Annotated in this window: 18 protein-coding genes and 1 pseudogene; 14 read left to right on the plus strand and 5 right to left on the minus strand. The window is 41.1% G+C overall.

Going from position 1 to position 24843, the window contains the following annotated elements; translation table 11 throughout:
* Window positions 1-301 precede the first annotated feature (301 nt).
* The 4 genes from FCL46_RS09340 (at window position 302) to FCL46_RS09355 (ending at window position 5467) form a co-directional block, all read left to right on the plus strand.
* Window positions 302-1372: an ATP-dependent nuclease gene (locus FCL46_RS09340; RefSeq protein ID WP_136806213.1), complete on the plus strand. Its 1071-nt coding sequence runs from the start codon at window positions 302-304 to the stop codon at window positions 1370-1372.
* Between the two features lie 300 nt (window positions 1373-1672).
* Window positions 1673-2281, plus strand: coding sequence for a TOPRIM nucleotidyl transferase/hydrolase domain-containing protein (locus FCL46_RS09345; protein ID WP_136806214.1), 609 nt, complete (start codon window positions 1673-1675; stop codon window positions 2279-2281).
* A 12-nt stretch (window positions 2282-2293) separates the two neighbouring features.
* Window positions 2294-3988 (plus strand): UvrD-helicase domain-containing protein, encoded by a 1695-nt coding sequence (locus tag FCL46_RS09350; protein ID WP_136806215.1) that lies wholly within the window; start codon window positions 2294-2296, stop codon window positions 3986-3988.
* A 1260-nt stretch (window positions 3989-5248) separates the two neighbouring features.
* Window positions 5249-5467: a hypothetical protein gene (locus FCL46_RS09355; protein WP_136806216.1), complete on the plus strand. Its 219-nt coding sequence runs from the start codon at window positions 5249-5251 to the stop codon at window positions 5465-5467.
* A 721-nt stretch (window positions 5468-6188) separates the two neighbouring features.
* On the opposite strand, the gene FCL46_RS09360 is transcribed toward FCL46_RS09355, so the two are convergent.
* Window positions 6189-7130 carry a VOC family protein gene (locus tag FCL46_RS09360; protein WP_136806217.1) on the minus strand — a complete coding sequence of 314 codons (942 nt, stop codon included), beginning with the start codon at window positions 7128-7130 and terminating at the stop codon, window positions 6189-6191.
* A gap of 125 nt (window positions 7131-7255) precedes the next feature.
* Here FCL46_RS09360 and FCL46_RS09365 point away from each other — a divergent pair.
* Window positions 7256-8388 (plus strand): IS630 family transposase gene (locus tag FCL46_RS09365; RefSeq protein ID WP_228723369.1). Its coding sequence is split into 2 segments (ribosomal slippage): window positions 7256-7685 and window positions 7685-8388, totalling 1134 coding nucleotides; the frame shifts between segments, so codons are not numbered across the junction.
* A gap of 847 nt (window positions 8389-9235) precedes the next feature.
* Window positions 9236-9667: a universal stress protein gene (locus FCL46_RS09370; RefSeq protein ID WP_167505793.1), complete on the plus strand. Its 432-nt coding sequence runs from the start codon at window positions 9236-9238 to the stop codon at window positions 9665-9667.
* A 126-nt stretch (window positions 9668-9793) separates the two neighbouring features.
* Here the strand turns inward: FCL46_RS09370 and FCL46_RS09375 are convergent, their stop codons facing one another.
* Both FCL46_RS09375 and FCL46_RS09380 read right to left on the minus strand, forming a co-directional pair.
* A complete protein-coding gene (locus FCL46_RS09375; RefSeq protein WP_136806220.1) occupies window positions 9794-10099 on the minus strand; it encodes a hypothetical protein in 306 nt (101 codons plus the stop codon).
* Between the two features lie 93 nt (window positions 10100-10192).
* Window positions 10193-10438 carry a hypothetical protein gene (locus FCL46_RS09380; RefSeq protein WP_136806221.1) on the minus strand — a complete coding sequence of 82 codons (246 nt, stop codon included), beginning with the start codon at window positions 10436-10438 and terminating at the stop codon, window positions 10193-10195.
* 959 nt (window positions 10439-11397) lie between these two features.
* Between FCL46_RS09380 and tnpA the strand changes: the two are divergent.
* Window positions 11398-11823: pseudogene (gene tnpA / locus FCL46_RS09385) on the plus strand (IS200/IS605 family transposase).
* A 408-nt stretch (window positions 11824-12231) separates the two neighbouring features.
* Here tnpA and FCL46_RS09390 read toward each other — a convergent pair.
* Complete coding sequence (locus FCL46_RS09390; RefSeq protein ID WP_167505794.1) at window positions 12232-13503, minus strand: LamG domain-containing protein; 1272 nt, start codon at window positions 13501-13503, stop codon at window positions 12232-12234.
* Between the two features lie 150 nt (window positions 13504-13653).
* Entirely contained in the window at window positions 13654-14970 is a 1317-nt protein-coding gene (locus FCL46_RS09395) for a tocopherol cyclase family protein (protein WP_136806223.1), read from the minus strand.
* 1081 nt (window positions 14971-16051) lie between these two features.
* Here FCL46_RS09395 and FCL46_RS09400 point away from each other — a divergent pair.
* The 7 genes from FCL46_RS09400 (at window position 16052) to FCL46_RS09430 (ending at window position 24666) form a co-directional block, all read left to right on the plus strand.
* A complete protein-coding gene (locus FCL46_RS09400; RefSeq protein ID WP_217909594.1) occupies window positions 16052-17827 on the plus strand; it encodes a sigma 54-interacting transcriptional regulator in 1776 nt (591 codons plus the stop codon).
* Between the two features lie 430 nt (window positions 17828-18257).
* Window positions 18258-19133 (plus strand): proline dehydrogenase family protein, encoded by an 876-nt coding sequence (locus FCL46_RS09405; protein WP_228723370.1) that lies wholly within the window; start codon window positions 18258-18260, stop codon window positions 19131-19133.
* Window positions 19134-19393: 260 nt separating this feature from the next.
* Entirely contained in the window at window positions 19394-20407 is a 1014-nt protein-coding gene (dctP, locus tag FCL46_RS09410) for a TRAP transporter substrate-binding protein DctP (RefSeq protein ID WP_217909595.1), read from the plus strand.
* A 105-nt stretch (window positions 20408-20512) separates the two neighbouring features.
* Complete coding sequence (locus FCL46_RS09415) at window positions 20513-21118, plus strand: TRAP transporter small permease (RefSeq protein WP_217909596.1); 606 nt, start codon at window positions 20513-20515, stop codon at window positions 21116-21118.
* The gene (locus FCL46_RS09420) at window positions 21115-22431 is read left to right on the plus strand and encodes a TRAP transporter large permease (protein ID WP_136806226.1); all 1317 of its coding nucleotides are present in this window, start codon (window positions 21115-21117) and stop codon (window positions 22429-22431) included. The genes FCL46_RS09415 and FCL46_RS09420 overlap by 4 nt, the downstream gene beginning before the upstream one ends.
* A 316-nt stretch (window positions 22432-22747) precedes the next feature.
* Window positions 22748-24454, plus strand: a complete 1707-nt coding sequence (locus FCL46_RS09425) for an aldehyde ferredoxin oxidoreductase C-terminal domain-containing protein (protein WP_136806227.1) — start codon at window positions 22748-22750, stop codon at window positions 24452-24454.
* A 2-nt stretch (window positions 24455-24456) separates the two neighbouring features.
* A complete protein-coding gene (locus FCL46_RS09430) occupies window positions 24457-24666 on the plus strand; it encodes a ubiquitin family protein (protein ID WP_136806228.1) in 210 nt (69 codons plus the stop codon).
* The last annotated feature ends 177 nt before the right edge of the window (window positions 24667-24843 follow it).

Consider the following 24843-nt stretch of genomic DNA (forward strand, 5'->3'; position numbering starts at 1 on the left):
TTGAGTAGCCGATTGTAATAACAAACAATAGGTAGTAAAAGTATAACAACAAGTAATCACAGACAATGTCACCACTACGCTGTAGCGGTACTACATTATTGTTACGCCGACGCCATCTACAGCTTGGGGCATATTTAGTAACCGATGAATGACGATGGTTCAGATGTAGTGGAAATATGTAGACTTTGGCAACAGCAGACACTAGGAATATTTTCAAGTGATATGAGTCAAGCAAAGACCTAAATTAATCCAATTATAATAGAAAACATCAAACTACATCCATTTAAAATCTGATTATCTTATGCATATTAAAAATATAAGAATAAATAATTTTAGAAATTTTGACAACTTTAATATCGACTTCACTTCGGGATTCCAGACAGTAATAGGCGAAAACAATATAGGGAAAAGTAATTTGTTCTGGGCAATACGATTGGTATTAGACCGAGACATTCCTTACAATACGCGTAATCTTGAAGAAAAAGATTTTCATAATTTTGACAAATTGAAACATTCTTCTTATATATCAATAAGTATTGAGCTATATGGAAACAACTTAAACAAATTGCCAAACCTCCATGCATTAAAGACATCAAGTGAAACTGTAAGAATATCATATCTATTTGCCCATAAATCTAAATTCGGACAGGAATGCAATGAAAATGACGATTTATCAATTAGAAACTTCAGATGGCGCTTATATGGAGGAGGAAATTCATTCGATTACAATGAAGTAGAAAAGCTGAATCAAATAGGTTTTAAAGACATTGATGGGATTAATTTATTTTACATAAGTGGTTTCAGGAATACACATGCAGACTTGTTTGGGAGTTCAAAATCATTATTAAGTCAATATTGCAAATCACGGATAAAAGCGCCATCTGAGTTAGATAGCATTAAGTCGATACTAACAGAATCTTCGGGTAATCTTAATAAGCTAGAATTCATACCTGAAATATCTGATTCCCTATATAGTAAGAATAAAGAGATAGCCGGCGAACATTTCACTTTCCCGGTTTCATTGGGATTTGTTGCCAATGAAGATAGTGAGGTATGGAATCAATTAAAAATATTTTTCAATCCAAGAGAAGGCAAAAACGTCCCATTAAATGCATTAGGACTTGGTCAAAAAAACCTTTTATATCTTAGTATTTTTCTTTCAAGACTTATCAACGAATACTCTGAGAATGAGATCAATCTTCTATTAATTGAGGAACCTGAGGCTCATCTCCACCCACAATTACAAAAAATTCTATTTGCCAACTTGAGCGATTTAACAAATACTCAGGTTTTCATGTCCTCCCACTCCACTCATATTGCGAGTGACTGTGATTACAAAAACCTAAATATAATCTATTCTGATTACGTATGAAACTCAGCCTGATTCCGACTACCCACTAAAGGTGTAAAGATAATGTTATTGATATTAAAACATTAGATCTGTACTTCCTTCGTTCCAGGGTTTATGATTCTGGTGGTGGTATCTCTCTGAACGCATGGCAAAAAAGCACTCAGTTGTTAATCGCTTGGAAAGTATACCAAAATCCATAGTTCTAAAATGCTTTCATAAACGTGGCTGAGCTTTGTACGTAATCAGATAATCTATAAAAACAACCACCAAACAATCAAGTCATTCTCGCCATTTCTAATGATTTCCAATGATAAAAAATCCATGAGAGATCAGTTATTATTGAAAAGATATCTCGACGCCACACGATCCGAACTGTTTTTTTCGTCCGCAGTTATCTTTGTAGAAGGCGTAGCAGAACAGTTCATTATACCAAGCATAGCAAAAGAGGTATATGGTACTAACCTCACAGAGCAAAACATTTCAGTAGTACCAATACATAGCAGGTATTTTGACCCATTTCTTGAAATGTTTCAAGATGGGAAGCTTGAAATAAAGGCATGCGCAATTATAGACGGTGATTGGAATGAAGTTGGAGATGATGAACAGACAACTTCTGTAAAAAATGCAAAGTCGTTGGAAGTAAAGGGACGGGTAAATGTTTTCCCTGGCACTTATACATTAGAAGTTGATCTTTTCCCCGACAATGTCACTAATAATAAAATATTAGAGACTTGTTTTGTTAATCTTGGTCATAGTAAATCATTTAAAAACTTGATGGCCACCCAAGCAAACTGGACTGATGAACTATTAAAAAGAATTGATGGTACTATTAAAAAAGGCCGATTTGCTCAAGAATTATCTCTAAATTTGAGCAATAAATTTATTGTTCCACAATACATAAAAGACGCATTAGAGTTCATTATTAAATAAAATATATCGAATATGGATTTAAACGAACGTCAATTATCTGCTGTAATGAAACAATCTGGTAATTTACTGATTACTGCATCTCCTGGGTCTGGAAAAACTAGGACATTAGTTAATCGAGCTATCCAAATCACTAAAACGAAGAGGAAATACGACAATCTTGCGTTAATAACTTATACTAATGCGGGAGCGGATGAAATTTCATCAAGATTAGCATCGGATGATAACATATTTATAGGCACAATCCACTCCTTTTGCCTTGAATATATCCTTCGTCCTTTTGGATGGATTAACAACTGGGACCATCCAAAGGTAATTAGTTACGACCAACAAATATCTTTCTTTGAAAATTATCCGGAAATTAATCTGAAAGAACATTTTGGTCAGAACAATGTCGATGAACTAAATAAAATAAAAAGGCGATTAGACGGGACACTAGATACAGACATCGAATGGAATCACTCCATCTCCATTGAGGATACTTATCTTAGCTATTTTGAATACCTATCCACTATAAAAGTTATTGATTTCAATGAGATTCTTTACCGATCTTATAAGTTGATAAATGAAAACAAATTCATTCCAGAATCATTATCCTGCAAGTTTACAGAAATATTAGTTGACGAGTTTCAAGATACAAACGAATATCAATACGAAATATTCAGAATTATTAATTTGTGCGGCAAATGTACATTCTTTATGGTAGGGGATGAAAAGCAACAAATCTTCTCATTTGCGGGAGCTATTAACAACCCCTTCAAGAAAGCCGCATCTGATTTCAATGCCAGTTCAATTGAGTTAAATGAAACTTATCGTTCTACAAATCATATAGTAAAAAGTTATTGCAAATTAACCACAGATCACCCTGAGATTATAAATCGACCTAGCTATAAGGATTTGGACATTGAAGTAAATTTTATCCAAACACAAAAAAGCAACCACACTCAAATTCTCTCAAGAGAGATAGCCAATTTAATACTTTTACACAAAATACCACAAGAGGAAATTGCAGTACTATCTACAAATTATTTTAGTGCCTTCAATGCAAGTAAATCATTGAGGGATAAATATAATATCGTTGGCCCAGGTGCTTTACCTCACAAAAGCATTTACAATTCCACAAACACGCTACTGAAATCGTTATCGAGACATTATATAAATAATAACATATACACATACCGAAATGTTAAAAGAAATATTGCTAATCATATACTTGAAAACGCTATCTCTCTTACTGATGACGATTTAAAACAGAAGCCAAACCAATTGATAAGCAATTTCCTATCACTCCACCTAGGTACAAGAATTGAAGATGGATTACGCGATATTCAAGACATTTTCAACAGAACATTTCCGATAGAACATGACACTTTTGATGAGATTATTGCTAATATAGGCGACATTGATTTAAACACACTTTCTACTCAAAGATATATAGATATAATTTCAGGATTAAATGGAATTACTAGCAGCACCATACACAAGGCTAAGGGGCTTGAATTTGAGGCTGTAATTCTCAACGAGATAAATGAAAATAAATTACCTTATCAAAAGTTGATAGATCGCAGTACATGGACATATGAAGGTCTAACTCAACACAGCTTAGAGAATGGACAAAAATTACTATACGTTGCTTTGAGTCGAGCAAAAAAACATCTTATAATTTTACACAATTGGAAACCATCGCTATTTATAGCTGTTATCAAATAAGATTTTTTACAATCAAAAGATAAGGGGTGCTGAAGTCTTTATTTGGCTCACATTTTGAACTAAAAAAGTAGTCATTTGCCCATATCACCAAGTCAAGATATCTCCTATAGATCTCGGCCTGTCGGTTAGAAGTTAAGCCTGAAAATACGTAACCAATGAATTACAAGGGGTCACCCATTAAAAGGCCCCGGTCAAGGAATAATATCCCCAATTAAGGAAAAAATACATTTTCCTTCGTAAGGTACATAGTTGTCATACAACTCCTGCCTTGTAGAATACCCGTTCTTTATAACAATTGATGGGGTCGGACCACGCCAACACATTAAAATTTATGCCTTTATTTTTTGGAATCAGGTGTTTTTGAAGCTTAAAAGGCCATTTTGGGAAAGCGTTAAGCTTCTGTGTTTCCAGTTACCTATGAGGTGAATTCTCGCATATTGCCGGCCCGTATTTCAGTTGAATAGTGAAAGTGGCAATACTGAAGAAGTTACTTGGAGAAAAATTACCTGCAATGTTGAAAGGATACAAGTATAGGTAGAGGCTACCCACAGCTTAACGCTTTCATAAAAATAGCGCTCCATGGACTAAAATAACAATTGATGGGGTCGGACCACGCCAACACATTAAATTTTATGATTTAATGTGTTGGAAACAGGTGTTTTTGAAGCTTAAAAGGCCCTTTTGGGTATCAAAAAGGGTGCCCTGAGGCAAGAATATGTCAGGTGGTGGTGAGAAATCCGTGCCGCATTTTAGGTAACAAAGGTGCTGCCACTTTCCTTAGAAGTCGATTTTTACCCATAAAAAAGGCGCTCCAGGGACTAGAACAACCACTTTTCGCTACAAATGAACTGTAATTCAGATAACTTGACTTGGTCCGATCCCAAATACAAATATCAGCCTCACTTGGCCATTCGTTAAATCCCCATAGGAAAAAGTTTATAACATCCTGGGTATTCCGCACTTCAGTTCTTCAGGTTTATCAATAATTGCTATAGGTTAATTTGACCACAGGTTATTATTCAAAACAATGTGCTCCGATTCACTATAGAGGTCTATTCAGGTCGCAACAATTGATAAACCTATTCAATTTATCTTCTGATTGGTGCCGCCTTTTCTCCTCTTGTGACCACCAAGAAAAAGCCCTACCAAACTGACCCTAAAAAGTTTAGGTTAGAAGCCCTGCGTATGCTAGTGGATTCAGACCGTCCCGCTAGTAAAATTGCCATGCGGCGAAATCATCTCTACAAACGGAAAGAGTAAATGGCCAAAAAGACAATCGTTCATCGTGGTTATCACGGAACAATCGAAGTGAATACCGACGATTTTACCCTTTCAGGAAGTATTTTATTCATAGAATCAGATTTTCATTACGAAGGAGAAACCTTCGAAGAGCTTGAAAAAAATTTTATAAGCCAAGTTGAAAAACATATTGCAAACTGTGAAGAAAAAGGAGTTTCTGTTCCATTCAAAGAAAAGTAAGCAACGACCCTATGCTCAGCCCCCCAATGGCTCTTCCTCAGCTAAATGGGGAAATATCATTATAATGAAAAAAGCCAAACAGCATATAATTGTTTGGCTTTTAATCAGTGATCCGGGGTGGTAGGATTCGCTCTTTTCAGTACCCCATTGATTGGTGCATTAATGGGGTACTGCTCCCGAGGCGTCTCACCCAGCTCTAGCCCCTTCTCGCAACTCCAACTTCTTCTAAGAAATTAATATTTTCCCGTAAAAGCAAATGAATAGGATCAGAGTAAATTAAACAGTCAGCAGTAGACTTTTTTGACGGCTTTTCAGGAAATGCTGTTGTGTGTTGCCCTAATAATAGCCTGGAATGATAGAAGATTTTCGCCTTATCTCCTCATTGCACGTCTGCCTTAAGGTTTAATTCCGATCTGACACCATGCATTTCGTTCGCAATATGCCGACATCTCATCGTTGACATGCACTAGTGGATTAATCACGCTTCAGTTGATTTTTTTGGTTGAGCATCGCCAGCTATCGTCGGTGTGGTCTTCCACGATCTGTTCTGACATGAACGCGTACTTTGGGCCGATGATGGTAGTATCTCTTATGGTGGTAATGATGGTGTCCCCAGCCTTGTCTGTAGTGAACGTTTACCCCATAATTCGTTCTTCCAGGTGAACCACAGGACTGCAAGAGAAAGCCGACAATAAGGATAGCCAGGATGAGTGATAGTCTCTTAATGTGATACATTTTTATCCCCCTCATTGCTATTCACCAACTCTACCTGCTGGATTCCGAATACTGCGCCCGAGGAATCCGCGATAATAACTGCGGCGTTCTCTGGGAGATCTCTGTCCACCTCGGTAAGTAAATGCCCACCGAGTTGCACTGCCTTTTCAGTTACAGCCATGGCATCCTTGACCGCTATATAAGGAACCCAGTTGGGCTGTACATCGTCAAAAGGTATTTTAACTATGCCTGCTCTGGCCTTACCATCACCCATAAAAACCTGGTAACTCTCGCCATTTCTCATTGTGATGGTTTGCATATTATAACCAACAAGATTACCGTAAAACGTTTGTGCTCCAGTTAAATCATTTGTCCACAACTCACTTCCAAGCCAACTGTTAAGTTCTTTTTGCTCAGCTAGGGACTCCCCTTTATTAGGTCTAATTATGGCAAAAACAGCTTTTTGAGAATCAAGACATACAGCGACGCTTCCCCTTTGCGGAAGTTCTCTTACTGGTATCTGGATAATTCCGTTATTGTCTTCGACTCGCTTTGTAGCTTCATCAATATCCTCCACAGACATATAATTCAACCATTGAGACTCGCTTGTATTGGTAGTCAGTGGTTTGATTTCAATCACATTTCCAATGTGATTATCACCTGAGAATATGTGTTTTACTTTTGCATTTCCTGATAAAGAATCGACAAATGACCAACCAAACAGTTCTTGGTAAAATCGAGATGATGACTCAAGGTCATGGGTAAACAAATCATGCCAGACAATTTTTCCTGGAAGGTTCTGATCTTTAGATTGAGGTATGTTTACGTTAGCTATAACAGGATTTACAACACTGCTTAAAACCATGACAGTAAAGAGTGCAACAAGACGTGGTATATGAGATTTTCTTTGACGAAAGGTTCTCTGAGGAATCAAATATTTCATTTTCATTTAATCTCCTATATCTTTTTTGGAAAAAGCAATTAACCCAATTAGGCCTAGTACAGTGTAAAAATTAACATTTCGCATCTCGTGTCAACATGTTACAATAGTCTCACAATTTTTAAGGAGACTATATGGCACCCCGTTATCGAGTAACTTTGGTTAAAGAAGAGCGAGAGTATTTAGAAGAAATCTCAACAAAAGGGAAAAGGGCTGCAAGGACAGTTTTGTATGCTCGTGCTCTTTTATTGCTCGATGCTGGAGAGTTTGGTCCCAAATGGATTGTTGCGAAAGTCGGGGAAGCTCTCGGAGTAACCACGCGTAGCCTTGAGCATTTAAAGAAGAGGTTTGTAGAAGAAGGGCTATCAGCTGCAATTGAACGGAAAACACGGGTTAAACCACCAAAGGAAATTCGATTTGGTGGAGAGTTTGAAGCACAACTTTTAGCGTTAGCATGTTCCAAAGCCCCGGAAGGCAGAGAGCGGTGGACCGTGAGGTTGCTGGCAGAAAAAATGGTTGAACTAAAAATGGTAGAGACTGTTTCCCCAATGACAGTCTGTAATACGTTAAAAAAAATGAACTTAAGCCTCACTTAAGCAAGTATTGGAAAATTCCTCCTGATCAAAATGCAAGCTTTGTTGCAGCAATGGAGGATGTTCTGGATGTATATGCTCGACCATACAGTAAAGATTATCCTGTTGTTTGTATGGATGAGTCAAGTATGCAATTGATTGGCGAAGTAAGTGATCCCATTCCTGCATCACCTGGACATCCCGAGCTTGTCGATGATGAATATGTCAGGAAAGGTGTTGCCAGCATATTCATTGAAGTTGAACCTCTTGGAGGTCGTCGACATGTTACAATCACTGAGCGCCGTACACGTATAGAATGGGCTAATTTTATTAAAGAAATGTTGGACAATCGTTATCCAGAGGCTAAAAAAGTCCTTTTAGTAATGGATAATCTCAATACCCATGACATTGCTTCACTATACACAGCGTTCCTGCCAGCTGAAGCCAAGCGCTTGGCGGGCCGTTTAGAGATTCACTTCACTCCAAAGCATGGTAGCTGGCTCAACATTGCAGAGATTGAACTCAGTGTTTTAAAACGACAATGCCTTGCTGGCAGAATTGACTGCATAGAGAAAATGCGAAGCAAGGTGGCAGCCTGGAATACTGATAGAAATAATCGCGAATCATCAGTTGATTGGCAGTTTAAAACCGATGATGCTCGGATTAAGCTGAAACGCCTTTATCCGAAACTTTAAAATGTACTCTGTACTAGGGCAAGAATTTGTAACAAATTCAGATAAAGTTGATCTCTTACTGAGCCGCAGCACACGAGGTATGTACATCCCCCCAAAACCGTATACAAGTCAGAGTAAACTTGAAGTAAGAAACAATTATGAGCGGTGACCTTGATCTATGCAATCAACCTACCCGTTAGGTGCCGGGAAAACTTTGCTCTCAATTACACCGTCAGATTGATTCAACACTGATTTACAGCCATAAGAGTGAAAACAGCATTTCCGGATTAATTCTGAAATCAATCAGAGGTGACGATGAACGCAAATAAACTATGCCGTGTTTTCAATTAGTTAGTTTCTAGATAATTATTGTAAAAGTTAAACCATTTTGATCGAATACGTTGTAGTACGTGATAGAACACAACAACCAGCACTATCGCATGCATGGAGCATGATAAAAACACATTGTGCACGAATTATGAACACAGAATATAAAGTGATGAATTATTTTGTGTCCATTCGGAAACTAGTGCTTTGCGAACAAGAGGGGTCATAACAAGAGGGTGCAGGTCTTTGCTTGACTCTTTTGCGTGATAATTCCTGATCGATCCTCAGATCGTGGATGATTTCCGATAACTGTTAGAAGGTTTGAATAGTACACATTCAAGATCGCCGTAGTTAGAGACTCCCAATTTACAATTTTCTTGGAATGGATGTTCCTCCTGTTCTCAGTGGAGGTTTCCCGACGGGTTTCGGCTTGTATAGCTGAACTTTCAGGTGAGGGCGGTATGGTGCTATAATGGTATTTAAGATCGTCAAGCGAAGAAGAGACATATGCATGTTCAAATTCCAGCTAAAGAGGCCTGCAATGACAATTAAAAAAATTCTCTTTCCTTATGACAGCTCTGTCTATTCAGTAAACGCCACACAGTATGCGCTAGACTTGGCAAAACTCTGTAATGCTCATGTCACAATTATCAATTGTTATGAAGGATGGGATCCTAACATTTCAGAAATTACAGAATCTTTGGTACGTGAAATTCGAGTGAATAGAAAAAAGGATGCTGAACTCATATTGAAGAAAGTCGGGGAGATTTTCGAAAATCAAGGCGTTGAGTATACACTTGAAACAGTTGATGGGGAACCTGGTACCACATTGGTTAACCGATCGAAATCGAGGAACTATGATCTGATAATCATGGGATCACACGGCCACTCCGAGATTGCCGGCCTGTTCCTTGGTAGCGTTACGCATAAGGTACTCAATACGATTCACTGTCCAGTCCTGATCGTACCTTAATAGATCTGACCTGCAGTAGTAAATAGGGGACAGGCTAAACTGCCTCCGTTTTAACTGATTATGAGGTACTCTTTGAGAGGCTTTAACCTGTTCCCTTTCCCTTCATTTTTAGATCAAATGCATGCGCTAATCACTCTGAATTACACGGAAGAATTGATCGACAGGTGGCTCGCCTTCAGCCCCCATGATTGACTCGAGAAGTTTACAATACTCCTCATCTTTATCCATCTCAGCATCGATCCTCTCGTAGTCAGCCAGGCCAGGATAGCGAGTCTGAATTGTTGCCCAACCTCTTGAACCCGCCAGGTTGTACATAATCTCAACTGAGACCTCAGGAAATTTTTTTTCCAAGTGTTCTTTGGCCTCGATAAGGACCTTGAAAAATTCCTCGTAATCATGACTGTATTGGACTTCTCGTTGGTGTATGATCATGGTGTTCTCTTGGCAGAGATTTTCTAAATTATGGTAAAGGCCCGATCAGTCTTCAAAAGAGAAAAATAGGCCGAGCGCAACATTTTGAATCCATTATGAAATCTCATTGGTGAGGAAATTTATGGCTTCTCTGTCAACCAAACCATATTCTACAGAGATAAGAACTCCGGTTTTCTTATCGGCAAACCACCAGCGACGGCAAGTCTTATCGATAAAAAGTGACAACCGATTTGTAATGGCAATGAGGCCCAGTTTCTTTGCCAGTTTGGTGATAGCTTTCCCCTGTTTTTTAAAATCTTTTTCAGAATGTACACATAGTGTTGTCAATTTCTTTTCCATACTAACCTCCTTCTCTGCTTATCACGTTTGAAAGCTATATTGGATCTGAGACGAGGAATATAATTGTCTTAGCCCAACCGACGCAAGAATGAATAGTTATGTGTTTTCAGATCATCACTATTGGCAGTATATCCTAACCCGTGATTAACCGGAAGCGAGGTGTTGTTTTCATATCCCCTATCAGATGTTGACAGTCATATGTAACCATAGATTATGAAGGTGGTTTGGTTGGAAAACTATTAAAGAGGAAAGCGCTAAAACCGGTTGTTTGGGTGAAATTGAAGCGCTTGATCGTCTCACTATATGCCTTATCAAACTCAAAAGGGTTGAGGAGGCAACTCAGCAGATGGACTCCTATTTGAAGCTATATACAGGAGATATTAATAGTGCTTCAGCACCAAGAATAAAAAAGCGAATCGATAAAGCGTTAAAAAGGGCCAATAGCTAAGTTTATGTGAAAAAAATAGATTGAGAATATCAAGTCACTTAACTCGGGCTCGGCAAACATCGCCGGTCCGGTGAGCTCACCATTCGCTTAAAAAAAACGATCAATGAAAGATATCTTTCTCAGTTAGTCCGAGATGATCGCGAAGCAGCCCCACGAGTTGCGGGCCTTGCTTGAAAACGAATTATTACGTGGCTGGTGGGATAACGAAATCCCTCCAGGGTGAACGTTTGATTCTGTGATTGAAGAGGCCATTGAAACCGTGTAGTGCGTTGTCGTGTTGTGGTCACTTCGCTCTGCTAAATCTCAATGGGTCAGGGCTGAAGCCTCGGAAGTGAAGTTCATACCTCAGCTTAACAGTTTAGGCCAAAGTTATCAGACAGTTTTTATGGGAAAAACACCTGAAACTAGCGCCATTCGATTTTGTCCATTTTTATTGTTCCTGCTTAAGGTTAAAACCCTCGCCTTTTAGGCGGGTAGCATTCTGCTAGCAGTTAGTTTAAAATCTATGGGTATGAACTATCGACATGGAAATAATACCAAATTTAAGATTGAGTACCATTTTGTATGGGTAACAAAGTACCGGTATCACGTGCTTGAAGGGGATCTTGCCTTTCGAGTCAGAGAGCTGGTACTGCAAATATGTGAGCATTTCGAGATTCAGATTTTGCGTGGTGTTGTCAGTAAGGATCATGTTCATATTCTGGTATCTGCGCCACCAAATATTTCCCCTTCAGATATAATGTGAAGAGTGAAGGGAAGGGTGTCACGTAAAATATTCGAAGAATTTCCTCACGTGAAGAAGCGATATTGGGGGTGCCATTTCTGGGCGCGTGGCTACTTTTGTGTAATCTCTGGTGAACTCACAAAAGAGATGATTGCAGATTACTTGACTCATCATTTTGAAAAAGACCCCAACGATCAATTTGACATCGAATAAACCGGCTTTGCCGGTATTGCTGGACTTTCAGTCCGCGAGGTTAAACCCACCGACTTCTAGTCGGTGGGTGTTTAGTTTAGCTAAAATCAAAACAGCGGGAATTGCTAAGCCCCTATTTTTATACCGGTGATCATAGAAACGAAATTAGTTTTTCGTTCTTCTTAGCTGGGAATAGCAAGACCAGCTATAGTCGTATCGAAGACAAGAATTGTAGCTGGTTTCAGTAAGGAAAACAGTAAACCAACCTCCATTTAAAACTGTATCGTCGCGGGATAATCTCACTTTCCATTGGGCACAGGCCTATACCAGCCCCCAAAACCAGGACCATTGTCGGTTGCAGTTTTTTGGGGGAAGATTTGTAATCGAGGCAAGTAGAATGTTTCAAATCTGCTTATTTGCCGGTTACGGCTAATAACAAATCCAGTTGAGCTGCTCCCTAGTCTCTGCATCACGGATAATCGTGTTGCCCCGGCCGGTGCTCTTTTCCACAACAAGGACCGCGAGTTCGTCGACTCCATTTTGGTTCAGGTCGGCAACCGTGGTCAGTCCCATGGCCATCCAGTCATTGTCGAGGAAGTAAACGCTGTTGAGCACCTCCCTGGTTTCACTGTCCAAGATTTTGACCCACACTTTGCCGTTTTCCTTTTTCACGGCCAGGACCGCCAATTCATCGGTGCCGTTACCATTCATGTCAGCCAGGGTAGAAATGGCCTTTGGGGTCCATTTGTCGTTGAAAAAATAGATTCTACCTACCTGGGTCTTGTTGTAGCTGTCCTTGAGAGTAACGTAGGTATGGCCGTTCCTGGTGTGCAGGACAGCTATCTCAGGAAATCCGTTTCCGTCCAGATCGGCAATGGAGGTTGCATCTTGGTACTTCCTGGAGACTGAAGTTAGTGGATTTTCACTAAACCTATCAGAGAAGTCGGTTTTAGCAAAATCATAGATTACAAGATTATCCATAGCAAAATTTTCATCATCATCATTACTACCACAAATGTCTGCCATATCTCCAACAGAAGTCCCCCAATTATTCTGTGTGGTACTAGCAACTTTTACTCCATCAACATATAATCTCAGAGCTTCTGGTGTTCCAGCTATGCCATTTCTATCCCAAACAGCGGCTATATGTATCCAGGTATTGTTGAATGTCGAAATATCTGTGTTTACTGAAGATGTTTCACCCCCAAACGCTAAGCTAAACACCAAGCCACCGTCCTCCACACTTTGAAATTGCATACCAGCACCTAAACCAAAGTCTCCATCAAATATTCTGTAAACATTGTTTACATAAGAAACAGGATCATTTTTTTGCATATACCAGACTGCAATAGTACCTTGTTCTGAACTAACATAACTGCTTAAATTACTTAGGACTAAGTTGTGAATACGGGCGGTTACGTAATAAGGCCCCCCACTTAACATAACACCATTTCCAAATACACCAAAATCGTATAGCCTGCCTCCTTCTACATCACAACATCCAGGTGGGTCGTGCAGGTCCTGGTCATAAAATTCAAGGTTCGGTCCTATTTCACTGTTCAATATTTCATCTTCACTCCCTAACTTATTCCAGAGCACCACGTAATCATCCGATTGCGCATTTAGGGTTGCGGTGAGCTGAAGCGTAATAAAAATTGAGAGAAATAAAATTTTCCATATGATTGTAGTTGCTTTTTTCATTTTTCGTCCCCCTTTATTTTTGTGTTTTCGTAGGGTGGTATGGAGTTTTAGGCCAAGGGTTTCCATACAGTATTTAAAAATGTTCCATTTAAGTAGAAGATCTAAATTTGTCATTACTGGGGAACACTGGGCTACAAGTGCCGCCACAGACTATTTGCACGCATAATCCGCACCAAATTCCAGAGCCGCCCCTTCAAATATATATTGATCAACACGTATGTAGCCAAAGAATGGAAACTTTATATATCCTTGTACCTTCACTTGTGTAGAAAAGGATTCTTGCCCCTCAGGGAGAAAGCCATCTTCTGTTGGAACTGAGACGTCTATAAAAGAATCTGTCGGTGCCTGAGCAGTAATAACGAGTTTTCGTAAACTATCTGTTGCCGTAATGGAGAAATATCCCGAGCATCCGTCAATCTCAGTTTCATACTCAGTATCTGGTAGAGTCGGCCTGAACTGCCATTTCAGGTAAGGAGAATGATAAGCAACCAACCACTGAGTCATGGTAGTATCTCCAAGATCGAGGACTCCGCCAGACAGGGCAAATTGCCTTGTGTTATTTTCATTAATTCCTTCCGTCCAGATCCATGCAGGAGGAAACACACTTCCCCAGTTAGTTTCCTGGTGCGCAAAGCCTGTTCCTGATACCTCCTGATTTTCCAGGTCCAGGAGGGTGAAGCTATATTGCGAATTGGAACCCAGAGAATAAACAAACCAATGTAACGGAATAAAGGGCAGAAATTCAACCAGTCCTTCAGGGCCTAACCATGTAATGAGGGAATTGTAAGGATTTCTCTCACCAATGGTGGCCGATACTTTAATATAACCTGGTATAGACACTTTGATCGATTCGTTTGTAATGACGGCAATTAAACCATTCTTGCCTTTACCTCGCCAGTAGAATGACTCCCACTCTGTAGAAGAGGGATCATCTAGAACCATCTCCCTATTGGACCAGAATACTGTTTGTTCCGGAAAAGCATCATACACAACAGTCATCTCTTCGTTATTTTTATCGATGAAGTTTATGATGACTCCTATGTATCCTGGAAGTTCACTGTTGAGCTTTGAACTCTCTTCAGGGAGGTACTGTGATGCACCAACCACAGCCAGAGACAGTTGATTGTCATGATCTACTATCCGGGTATACCAACCCTGAAACCAACTTCCTCCGGATTCGAAGGTTAATGTCTCTTGCGTTTCAGTACCAAATGACTCTGGACCAATTAACTCCTTAGTGATACGTTGCAGATCCTGTTGAAGTAGTTCATGGTTGATGTCTTTATCTACATTTTCCAACATGTTCGAACGCATGAGAGCCCGTTGTGCTGCTGATTTCCCGGCTCCCTTTTTCAGCAGTTGGGGCTCAAGATCTTTAGATGCCGACGCATTAGGGGGTGTTATAAAAACGAGAGAAGACACAACAAGAAAGAAAAAAGTCATTACCGCTGTGATATACCTTTTCATGACCGCCCTCCCTTTCTATTTACTTACGAGTTTACGTGTATGCATATCGAAAGATGTTATTGAGCCCTTTCTATGGCAGGCTACTTTCGAAATGATATCAGCACTGAAAAGAGTTTGTCAGAGCCGCATTACTTATAAAAAAGCTTAATTACAATATGTTGAAATGAAAGTGGTCCAGCTTTTAGGGCCACTTCTCTAATAGAATAACGCCATCAGCACATATGTGGTCGATATAGTCTGGTTGCTGATGCTTGGTTGGTAGCATTTTTCCTCAAAATGCGCCTAGGACTAATGAAATGATGTCATGTCATGCATCAAAAATAAGTTAGGCACAATGCTGAGTCAATGTTACATGGTGGCAGTCGTTGGTTTATATTGAAATATGACAATGCCGAAAAAATATTCAATGCTAAACAAACCGAAGGCCTGATAGAATCTTCTTATAATGCTTGCTGCCGGTAGAGGGAGAGCCATTTGCAAATTGTCATGGCAAGTTAGGTTAGTAAGGACCGGCGTGATAAGGATCGGCACAGGTTTGGGGCAGTTCATGAATTGCATGTGGTTTCTTCACTTGCTTCCGGTGTTTGTTTTCCGTTTCCGATGTGGTGGTACAGATTTTTCTTTGAATTCATTTGTGTAGTTACGCCTTTTTCGTTTGGTCATAAATCACCTTCTCAAGAATTGTTATTTCACTCTTAAGAACGTGTCTATCAATTTTCTACTACATCATGTTTGCAAAGGGTTAATCAACCCGGGGGAAAAACAAAATCGATGTGTGCCTTTGTATAGCCTTCCTTTATGTATTCACGCCTTTTTACTCTTGATGACGTTTTGAGTATGCGTCGGGTACTACCCCAAACATGCTCTCGACAATCATCATAGTTTCTACAACTATATCCAGCTGTAAACCGTTGTGTCATTGAAATGTTACTATTGAATAGTGCTACATTACGTGTGACCTTGTGTTATTTGGAGTTATTATTCGGATGTGAATAATTATTCAATACTGTATATTCGGATTGGCAGGGTGGTTTGTATGCGATTTTAAAGAGTAGCTCTTAACGATTAATGAAGAGATTTTGTGAAAAAATTACATAAGTTATCCGATGAAGTTGAAGCTCTGATCGAAAACCAGCCACGTGATTGGCTGCTGCTCAGTCAGGCAATTGTTAACGTCTCAAGAAACTGCATTGTAGCAGTTGATCGGCATGGGGCTATTTTCCTGACTAACACCATAGCAGAACAAAAATTTGGAGTTTCAATAGGAGAACTATTGATCGACGTTGTACCAAGTTTGATGGAGCAGGTAAAAGAAACGCTTGCAGATGGAAGGCGTCGGGTTTGGCCATCTGTTCAGGTTGAGGAAGAAGAGTATCGAATCACATTAAACCCACTCAAGTTTCAAGATGAATCAATTGGGGTCGTCTGCTCGCTTGAAGAAAGTACCGAGCTTGAGAAGGTTGCTAGGCAGATGAGCTTTTTTCAACATTTGACCAGAGAGCTGGAAGCTATAATTGATTCCTCATCTGATGGTTTATTTGTTTGTGATGCCAAGGCAAATGTCATTCGTGTTAATCCAGCCTCAGAGCGAATACATAGAACTCCGGCAAAGGAGTTGATCGGCAAAAATATGGTGGATCTTATTAACGAAGGATTTATCAATAAATCAGCTGCACTACAGGCTATTCATCAAAGAGAAACCGTTAGCCTCCTTCAAGAAAAAGATAACCGCAAATTGATTTCTATCGGGACCCCTGTTTTTGATGACAACGATTCCCTCATTTCTGTTGTTGTGAGTGAGCGCGATATTACAGAAATTGATACTTTACACCGCGAGTTGGAAGAACAGGAATTGTTGACAGATCAACTGCAATCCCAGTTATTTGAATTGCAGTTGGCAGACTTGAAAACGCATAAAATTATTGCCCGAAGTTCTTCTATGATCAGGGTTTTAGAAAAGGCGATGAAGGTGAGTCCCGTCAACTCAACAGTCCTGATTACAGGAGAATCCGGAGTCGGGAAGGGGCTCATTACCAACCTTATACATAAAAATTCTACTCGGTCCAAGAAACCACTCATCAGGATTAACTGCGGTGCCATACCGGAGTCACTCATCGAATCAGAGCTGTTTGGTTATGAAGAGGGTGCCTTTACCGGAGCTAAAAGAGGCGGAAAACCAGGATCTTTAGAGCTCGCTGATGGCGGCAGTTTGTTTCTCGACGAAATAGGTGAGTTACCGCTGGCATCCCAGGTGAAATTGCTCCGTTTTCTTGAAAATGGACGATTGACGAGGGTTGGTGGGTCGAAAGTCATAAACACTGATGCCCGTATTCTGGTTGCAACCCATCGTAACCTTCAAGATATGGTTGCAAAGGGGACATTTCGGCAGGACCTCTATTATCGTCTCAGTGTTATTCCTTTACATGTTCCGGCGTTACGTGATCGAAAAGACTGTATCTTACCTTTAGTACGATATTATTTTGATTACTTTGCGGACATCACCAACACACACAAACGAGTAAGTCGAGCTGCTATAGATGCGTTGCTCTCGTACTCTTATCCCGGTAATGTCCGTGAGTTAATGAATATCTGTGAACATGCCATAGTCCTTTCAGATACCGAAATCATTGACAGAATGGATCTTCCTAAAGGTGTACGCAGCAACAGTTCTGATCCATCTGTTTTAGAAGCTGGGTGGCCGAGAGGGCAGTCGTTGAAACAAATCCTTGAAAATGTAGAGCGAAACGTCATTCTGCAGACGCTTAAAACACATAAAAAACAGGCTGCTGTTGCTGATGTATTAGGAGTGAGCCAACCCACTATTGCCCGTAGGATGAAGAAATTCAATATTGAGTAACTGCTCAAGTGCGGCAATGCTGCAAAGGGATTATTCAAAATTGAATAATCCCCTCATGTAATCTGCACATTTCCCTACAGCTCGCGTGTGTATCTTTTCCTTTTTTTCTATGATCTCCGTCATTACATATATTCTGTATGTAGCCAAGTTGTAATCTTTATAACATTCTGATATCCTTATTTTTGATTAGAGTATCTGTCCTTTCAGCCGACCTGGTGAAACTCCATAATCAGGCTCTCAGCAGGTGATAATTCCAACCACTTTCTGTGTGCATAAGCCATTGGCACATTCTTTGCTATGAAAGAACCATTCGTATAGCGTTCATAAAAGTCTGGAAACCTGGTTTCGATGCGCCGGGTTGCGACAACATATCCTCTAACTATAAGGGACCAGAATGTTAAATAAGCTGATATCAAACATATTGCCGTACATGCCACAGAAACTCGTTTGGCAGTTTTCCAAAGACTATATTGCCGGTGAAACAATTGATGATGCGGTACAAGCTGCTTTGAAACTCAATGAAGAGGGCATTCTGACCACCATAGATGTTCTGGGTGAGTTCATCAAAAACCTCGATGAGGCTGAGGCGAATAAAAACGAGTATCTTGAGGTTATTGAAAAGGCAGAGAAGGCTAACGTTAAAGGGAATTACAGCCTTAAACCAACATTTTTTGGGTTACTTATAGACAAGGAAGTGGCCTATAAACATATCCGTGAAGTTGTTGAAAAGGCGGCGAGTTACAACAATTTCGTCAGAATTGACATGGAAGATACTCCATGCACAGACATGGAAATCGATATCTTTAGAAGGATAAAAGAGGAATTTCCGGAAAATGTCGGTCTTGTTTTGCAATCGTATCTCAAACGAACTCATCAGGACATAAAGAATCTCAAAGATCTTCACAGTGAAGAAGTTCCACTTAATTTCAGGCTATGTAAAGGGATTTATGTCGAGCCTGCATCTCTTGCGTACAAAAAGTATGACGAGATAAACCAGCATTTTCTTGAAGATATAGAGCTCATGATCAAAGAGGGAATGTATCCGGCAATTGCAACTCATGACAAGCCTGTCATTGAGGGTTCCTACAAACTTCTCGAAAAATATAATTACCCAAAAGAAAAGTACGAATTTCAGATGTTGTACGGGGTTACCCCGGCACTTCGAAAATCCGTTCTCGATGCCGGTCATACAATGCGTGTGTATGTTCCATTCGGGCAACACTGGTTTGGTTACTGTACTCGACGCGTGAAAGAGAATCCCTCTATGGCCATGGTAATTATTAAGGCTATTTTCTTTAAAGGCTAGGAAGTTGCCAGAGAATAGCAATTTTGTCCGTATCCAGGCATGTTGGGAAAAATGAGCGCAGCCCTATGTATAAAATTGCGAGCATTATATTTTCTACATAATGACGATATAGGACAAAAGGGCAGTCCCGTACCGGCTCTTGATAAGCTTGCCGGCACTTCCGTTTCAACGACCACGACACAAAGGAGGCTAAAAGAAATACGACGCTGTTATTGTTGATGACATTTACTTTGCAACTTACATCAAAAGGAGATTTAGACGTGTACAAATCAATAAAAAATATCATTGGTATCGCCCTGATCCAATCACTTGTTATGCTCGGGGCCGGAGCAGCTTTTGCGGCTCCTGAAATGGTTCTCAAGTTTGCCGGACAAAGTAATGCAGATCATCCCGCAACCTTATTGATGAAAGAAATTGCGAAAGAAATTGCCGAAAAAACTGACGGCCGCATTGAAGTTAAAGTGTATCCAGCCAGCCAGCTTGGTGATTACACTCTGGTTTATGAAGAGCAGATTCGTGGAACCATCGATATGTCATGTATCTCTGTTCCTAGCCAGTTTGATCCCCGAATGGAACTTATCTACATCAATGGTTTTGCAAGCAATTACGAAGATTTGAAAACTGTTTTTGCTCAGGACGGCTGGATGTTCAAAAAAATGGATGAGTTCAATGAGAGACTTGGTGTGAAACTCCTCGGTTTCTTTGTTGAAGGTATGATTGGAACCGGTACCACCAAGCCAGCGAAAGACCCTCTCAATCCTGCGGTAAACAAGGGTGTTCTTATTCGCGTACCAGGAATGGATGTGTACAAACTTGCTGCAGAAGCTATGGGATATAATTCTGTAGGTATTCCATATGCCGATGTATATCAGGCAATTCAAACCGGCGTTGCAAATGGTGTTAACGGTTATCCTGTTGCTTCAGCATATACCACTCTTGGAGATGTTCTCAAATACTGGTACATGACCAACTATTCTGTTGAAGTTCTCAATTTCATGATCAGTGGTCAAACCTGGGCGAAGCTCAAGCCACAAGATCAGAAAATTATTCAGGACATTCTTGCTCAGGCTACCATCGACAGTATCAACAATGCCAAAGAACTTGATGAGCATCATATGGATCTCATGAGAAAGAAAGGTATTGAAGTATTCACCTATACCAAAGAAGAGTTAGCCCCAATTATGGAGGCGTGTGCTTCAACTTGGCCAAAACTTGAAAAGAACATGACCAAAGAACTGATGGACGAGTTCAGGAAAGAGCTGGGCCCTAAGTGATTCTCTGCTAATTTCCACAGTTGTTTTTTCAATAAACTATGAGGCCCGGGACCTGATGTCCCACCCATTGCGTCCCGGGCCTTGTGGTTGCCAAGGAGGTTTTACGTGTCTGAAAAAACCGAAAAAGAAGAAAAACAATTACCTTCTTTCCAATGTGACACCATGCCCCTGGGTGTGCTTACTGCCGATGCATCTAAGAATTTTTTTGATAAAATCGTCATCAATGGTTTTTCCATTATCTGTTTCACCACCACCATTGTCCTGACACTGGTCATTTGTGCCGCTGCATTCTTTCGCTATATCCTCAACGGGGACCTTACCGGCTATGAAGAATGGGTGAAAATATTTGCCTTTTGGCTTTACTTTTCGGCCGCAGTCATTGGTGCCTACAACCGCACTCACGTTTCAGCAGATCTCGTACAGGCATATGTTCCTGGTGGTAGTTTAAAAGATTTTCTTGTCGTCATAAAAGATCTTATTACCGTTGGAGTTTGTCTTCTCTTTACCTGGTATGGATATGAGTTTTTCATGTTTGGGTTCATGGGGCCATTAGGGACAGGAATTGCCATTCCGAAAACAAGTGTCTGGAGAATTAGTCTGTGGATTGGATATTTACCCGTCTTTCTTGGACTCATTTTCATGACCTACTATTTTACCAGAGATCTTTTCCTGAACTTACGAAGACTTCTAAGGAGGATGAGAGACAAATGATTTATATAGCCCTGTTAATTCTCGTTTTATGCCTCATTATAGGTGTCCCTGTACCAATTAGTTTTATGGCCTCCGGTGCCTGGCTTGTCTTTTTTGGTGGAGTTGACGGAACTGGTTATGCAGCAAGCCAGTTGTTACCCTATGGGTATAAGCAAATGGACTCTGTTCCACTCATCGCCATTGCCCTCTTCATTGCCGCCGGCGGCATCATGGAGCGGGGGAAAATCGGCGAAAAGCTCATTGATTTTGTCGATGTCTTTGTTGGCGATCTTAAAGGTGGGCTAGGGATTGTTGCTACAGTCTCCTGTGCTATTGTTGGTTCAATCTGTGGTGCTGCCTGCGCCACACTGTCGTGCGTCGGTACAATAACCTTTCCACGGTTCAAGGCAGAAGGATATCCAAGAGGTTTATCCGCAGCACTTCTGGCCAACGCCTCTCTTCTCGGTCTGCTAATTCCACCAAATGCAACGCTCATTATCTTTGCCTGGATAACCGGCCAGCCTGTTTTAGCCTGTTTTTTGGCAACTGTTGTTCCCGGCTTTATGGTTATATTTCTCTTATGCGTTGTTAACAGGTGGCTTTTACGCAAAAACACCACGGTAATGGTTGCTGAGAAAAGATCAACTTCACAGAAGTTCGAGCTTCTGAGGAATAGAACAAGGCAGGCGGCCCCGTCGCTGCTGCTTCCGTTCATTGTTTTAGGTGGTATTTACGGCGGGTTCATGACTACCACCGAGGCATCTGCCGTTGCGGTTCTTTACGCCATTCCTGTAGGAATGCTTGTATACAAAGCACTCAACCTGAAAGGTGCTTACGAGGTGCTTATTGAGTCGGCCATCACCACGGGTGTTATCATGGTGATGCTTTATTCTGTTGCTATGTTAAGCCGGCTTTATCTTCTTGAAGATCTACCCGAGGTGTTACTAGGAATATTTCAGGCAGTCTCAAGTAACCCTATGGTTATCATGTTCATGATCAACATTTTTCTTGTGATCATGGGTATGTTAATGGATGACATCAGCGTGGTTGTTCTTGCAACTCCTATTCTGATGCCAATCGTTATGCAGCTTGGGTTCAGCCCGATTCATTTTGCAGCAATTATTGGTGTGAATACAGGGCTTGGCTGTATTACTCCGCCTGCCGCTCCGGTTTTGTATTTGTCCGGAAGGCTGGGGTCTGCTCCCATTGATGAGATGATGAAACCCTGCCTCTGGTTTATCGCGCTGTGCTGGGTACCGGTGCTTGCTCTAGTGGTGTTCTTTCCAAAGATATCTTTACTGTTGCCTCATCTGTTTTTGGGCACACCGTGGTAGGAAGGTAAGGACGATGACTTTTTATCGGAATTTTTTTGCAGTCCTCTGTTTTGCTTTTTTTCTTGCTGGCATTACAACACAGGCGCCGTTTGCGTTTCTTGTGGCGCTCTGTTGTGGAGCCTTATCGAGAACTGCGGGGAAGAGGGGGTGGCCAGACCCCTTTTGATAAACACTGGTTGAGCAGTGTACGCGACCATTGTATATAGAGAGCGCTTGCATCTGGAATGTTGTGAGAAGTGAGTGTTACATCAAACACACTATGAAAATTATTTTTTTGTATATCGGCTGATGAAAGAGGCAGCCAAGGAGAATTGCGGTGTTTTCAACATTACGAATCAATACGGTTACGGGAAATGCAGTTAAAGAGCAATCTGATTCACTGGAATTCCTGTTGGGCGGGCGTACGTTGTCTTCTTATCTGGTGAGTAAAGAGGTGCCGGCGGATTGTGATCCATTTGGCAAAAATAATAAGCTCTTTTTTTGTAACGGCTCACTGGCAGGTACAACGGTTTCAAGTGCAAACAGGCTCAGTGTTGGCGCGAAAAGCCCTTTGACCGGTGGCATAAAAGAGAGCAATGCAGGCGGTATCGTGGGCTTGAGGATGGCGCAACAAGGGCTCCGCTGTATTGTTCTTGAGGATATGCCGAAAGAAGACACCCCATGGAAAATCGTCGTTATAGGGAAAGACAAAACAGAGCTTATCGATGGAAGTTTTCTCGTTGGCAAAGGTGTATACGAAAAATCTGATCTGTTGTCTGAGAAATTCGGTAAAAAGGCTGGATGTATAACCATCGGCCCTTCAGGTGAAAACCTTCTGCTTGCCTCAGGGCTTGCGTGCTCTGATCCGCATGGTGTCTGTTCACGATATGCAGGTCGTGGTGGCCTTGGTGCAGTAATGGCCTCTAAGCGTATAATTGCCATGGTCATTTTAGATGATGGCGACGTGAAGCCGAAATACGCAGATCAGGAGGCTTTCCGGGATGGTGCCAAAACCATTATAAATCTTCTGAAAGAAAATCCTGTTTCTTCATTGTTTACGAAGTATGGAACCGCCGCTATGGTCGATATCTGCCAGGCTCTGAAGGTTTTGCCAACCAGGAACTTCACCAGTGGCACAATGGAAGATGCTGAAAAGATAAATGCCCAGACGATGTACGATACCATCAAGGCACGTGGTGGAGAGGGAAAGACCCAGCATGCCTGTATGAATCCGTGCGCTATCCAGTGCTCAAACGTCTATCCAAATGAGAAGGGAGAATTGCTCTGTTCTCCAATTGAGTATGAGACAATGGCCCTAATGGGTTCTAACCTCTGCATTAAAAACCTCGATACTATCGCAGAGATGAACAGGATAGCCAATGATGCAGGTGTCGATACTCTGGATGTTGGTGCTGCCATTGGTGTCGCGATGGAGGCTGGTATTGCTGAATTTGGTGATGATGTTGCCGTTATTCGTTTGATGAATGAGGTACTCAATGTAACGCCGACGGGCCGTATCCTGGCATCCGGCTGCAAGGTTGCTGCACAGGTTCTTGGGGTAAAACATGCACCGCATGTGCTTGGCCAGGGGTTGCCGGCTTATGAGCCTCGAGGAACGAAAGGCATGGCGATGACCTACCTCTCCTCGCCCATGGGTGGTGACCACACTTTTGGTTTTACCTTAAGGGATGAAGAAGATCCTATTACAAAAGAGGGCAAAGTTGCCCTGTCTAAAAAGTTTCAGGTAATTGGCTCTCGCATGGATGCTATGGGAACGTGTAATTTTGTTCGCTACTCTGTGCGCAATGATATGTCACCGCTCCTTAATCTGCTTAAAGCCTATTATGACGTTGAGATTACACCGGATGAGTTTGATAATTTTGTAAAAGATACACTGCGTAGAGAACATCAGTTTAATAGTGATGCAGGAATAACTCTGAAAGATCATCGCTTTTCGGAGACTTTCTACTCGACTCCACAGGTTGATACCCAGGAAAAAATGGATATAACTGACGAAGAGGTGGCTGAGGCAATGCGGTGGTAATTGTGCATTTTAAGCTTTCTGATGTGGGGCCACTTTCTTTGAATATCGATTTTCCCGAGACTCTGGACAATATCTTAGAGATGTGTGCTGGCCAGCTCGAAAAACCTGTCGGCTCGGTCATAGTTGTTCGGGCCGGCCAGGTGGTCCCCAATAAAGCTCAAATAGAACCAAACGACGTACTTGATGTTTACCCAGCCATTTCAGGTGGCTAACCCGTATATTTCATGAAAAACTGTGACAGAGTCTTTCCGGGTAATTGTGTACAAACTGTAACCGCGAGACAAATCAAAATAGATGAGGTAACTGTTTGAATATAAGAAGTAATTCAGCTGTGCTGGGTTTGTCATGAAATATCCGGGCTAATCGTATGAGAACTTGAACCAAACCGC

This window comes from Desulfosediminicola flagellatus (assembly GCF_005116655.2).
Classification (GTDB): domain Bacteria; phylum Desulfobacterota; class Desulfobulbia; order Desulfobulbales; family Desulfocapsaceae; genus Desulfopila; species Desulfopila flagellata.

Excerpts from the sequence above, each read along its gene's own strand:
- FCL46_RS09340 (WP_136806213.1), top strand. The coding sequence starts at position 302 with ATGCATATTAAAAATATAAGAATAAATAATTTTAGAAATTTTGACAAC.
- FCL46_RS09345 (WP_136806214.1), top strand. The coding sequence starts at position 1,673 with ATGAGAGATCAGTTATTATTGAAAAGATATCTCGACGCCACACGATCC.
- FCL46_RS09350 (WP_136806215.1), top strand. The coding sequence starts at position 2,294 with ATGGATTTAAACGAACGTCAATTATCTGCTGTAATGAAACAATCTGGT.
- FCL46_RS09355 (WP_136806216.1), top strand. The coding sequence starts at position 5,249 with ATGGCCAAAAAGACAATCGTTCATCGTGGTTATCACGGAACAATCGAA.
- FCL46_RS09360 (WP_136806217.1), bottom strand. The coding sequence starts at position 7,130 with ATGAAAATGAAATATTTGATTCCTCAGAGAACCTTTCGTCAAAGAAAA.
- FCL46_RS09370 (WP_167505793.1), top strand. The coding sequence starts at position 9,236 with ATGACAATTAAAAAAATTCTCTTTCCTTATGACAGCTCTGTCTATTCA.
- FCL46_RS09375 (WP_136806220.1), bottom strand. The coding sequence starts at position 10,099 with ATGATCATACACCAACGAGAAGTCCAATACAGTCATGATTACGAGGAA.
- FCL46_RS09380 (WP_136806221.1), bottom strand. The coding sequence starts at position 10,438 with ATGGAAAAGAAATTGACAACACTATGTGTACATTCTGAAAAAGATTTT.
- FCL46_RS09390 (WP_167505794.1), bottom strand. The coding sequence starts at position 13,503 with ATGAAAAAAGCAACTACAATCATATGGAAAATTTTATTTCTCTCAATT.
- FCL46_RS09395 (WP_136806223.1), bottom strand. The coding sequence starts at position 14,970 with ATGAAAAGGTATATCACAGCGGTAATGACTTTTTTCTTTCTTGTTGTG.
- FCL46_RS09405 (WP_228723370.1), top strand. The coding sequence starts at position 18,258 with ATGCCACAGAAACTCGTTTGGCAGTTTTCCAAAGACTATATTGCCGGT.
- FCL46_RS09420 (WP_136806226.1), top strand. The coding sequence starts at position 21,115 with ATGATTTATATAGCCCTGTTAATTCTCGTTTTATGCCTCATTATAGGT.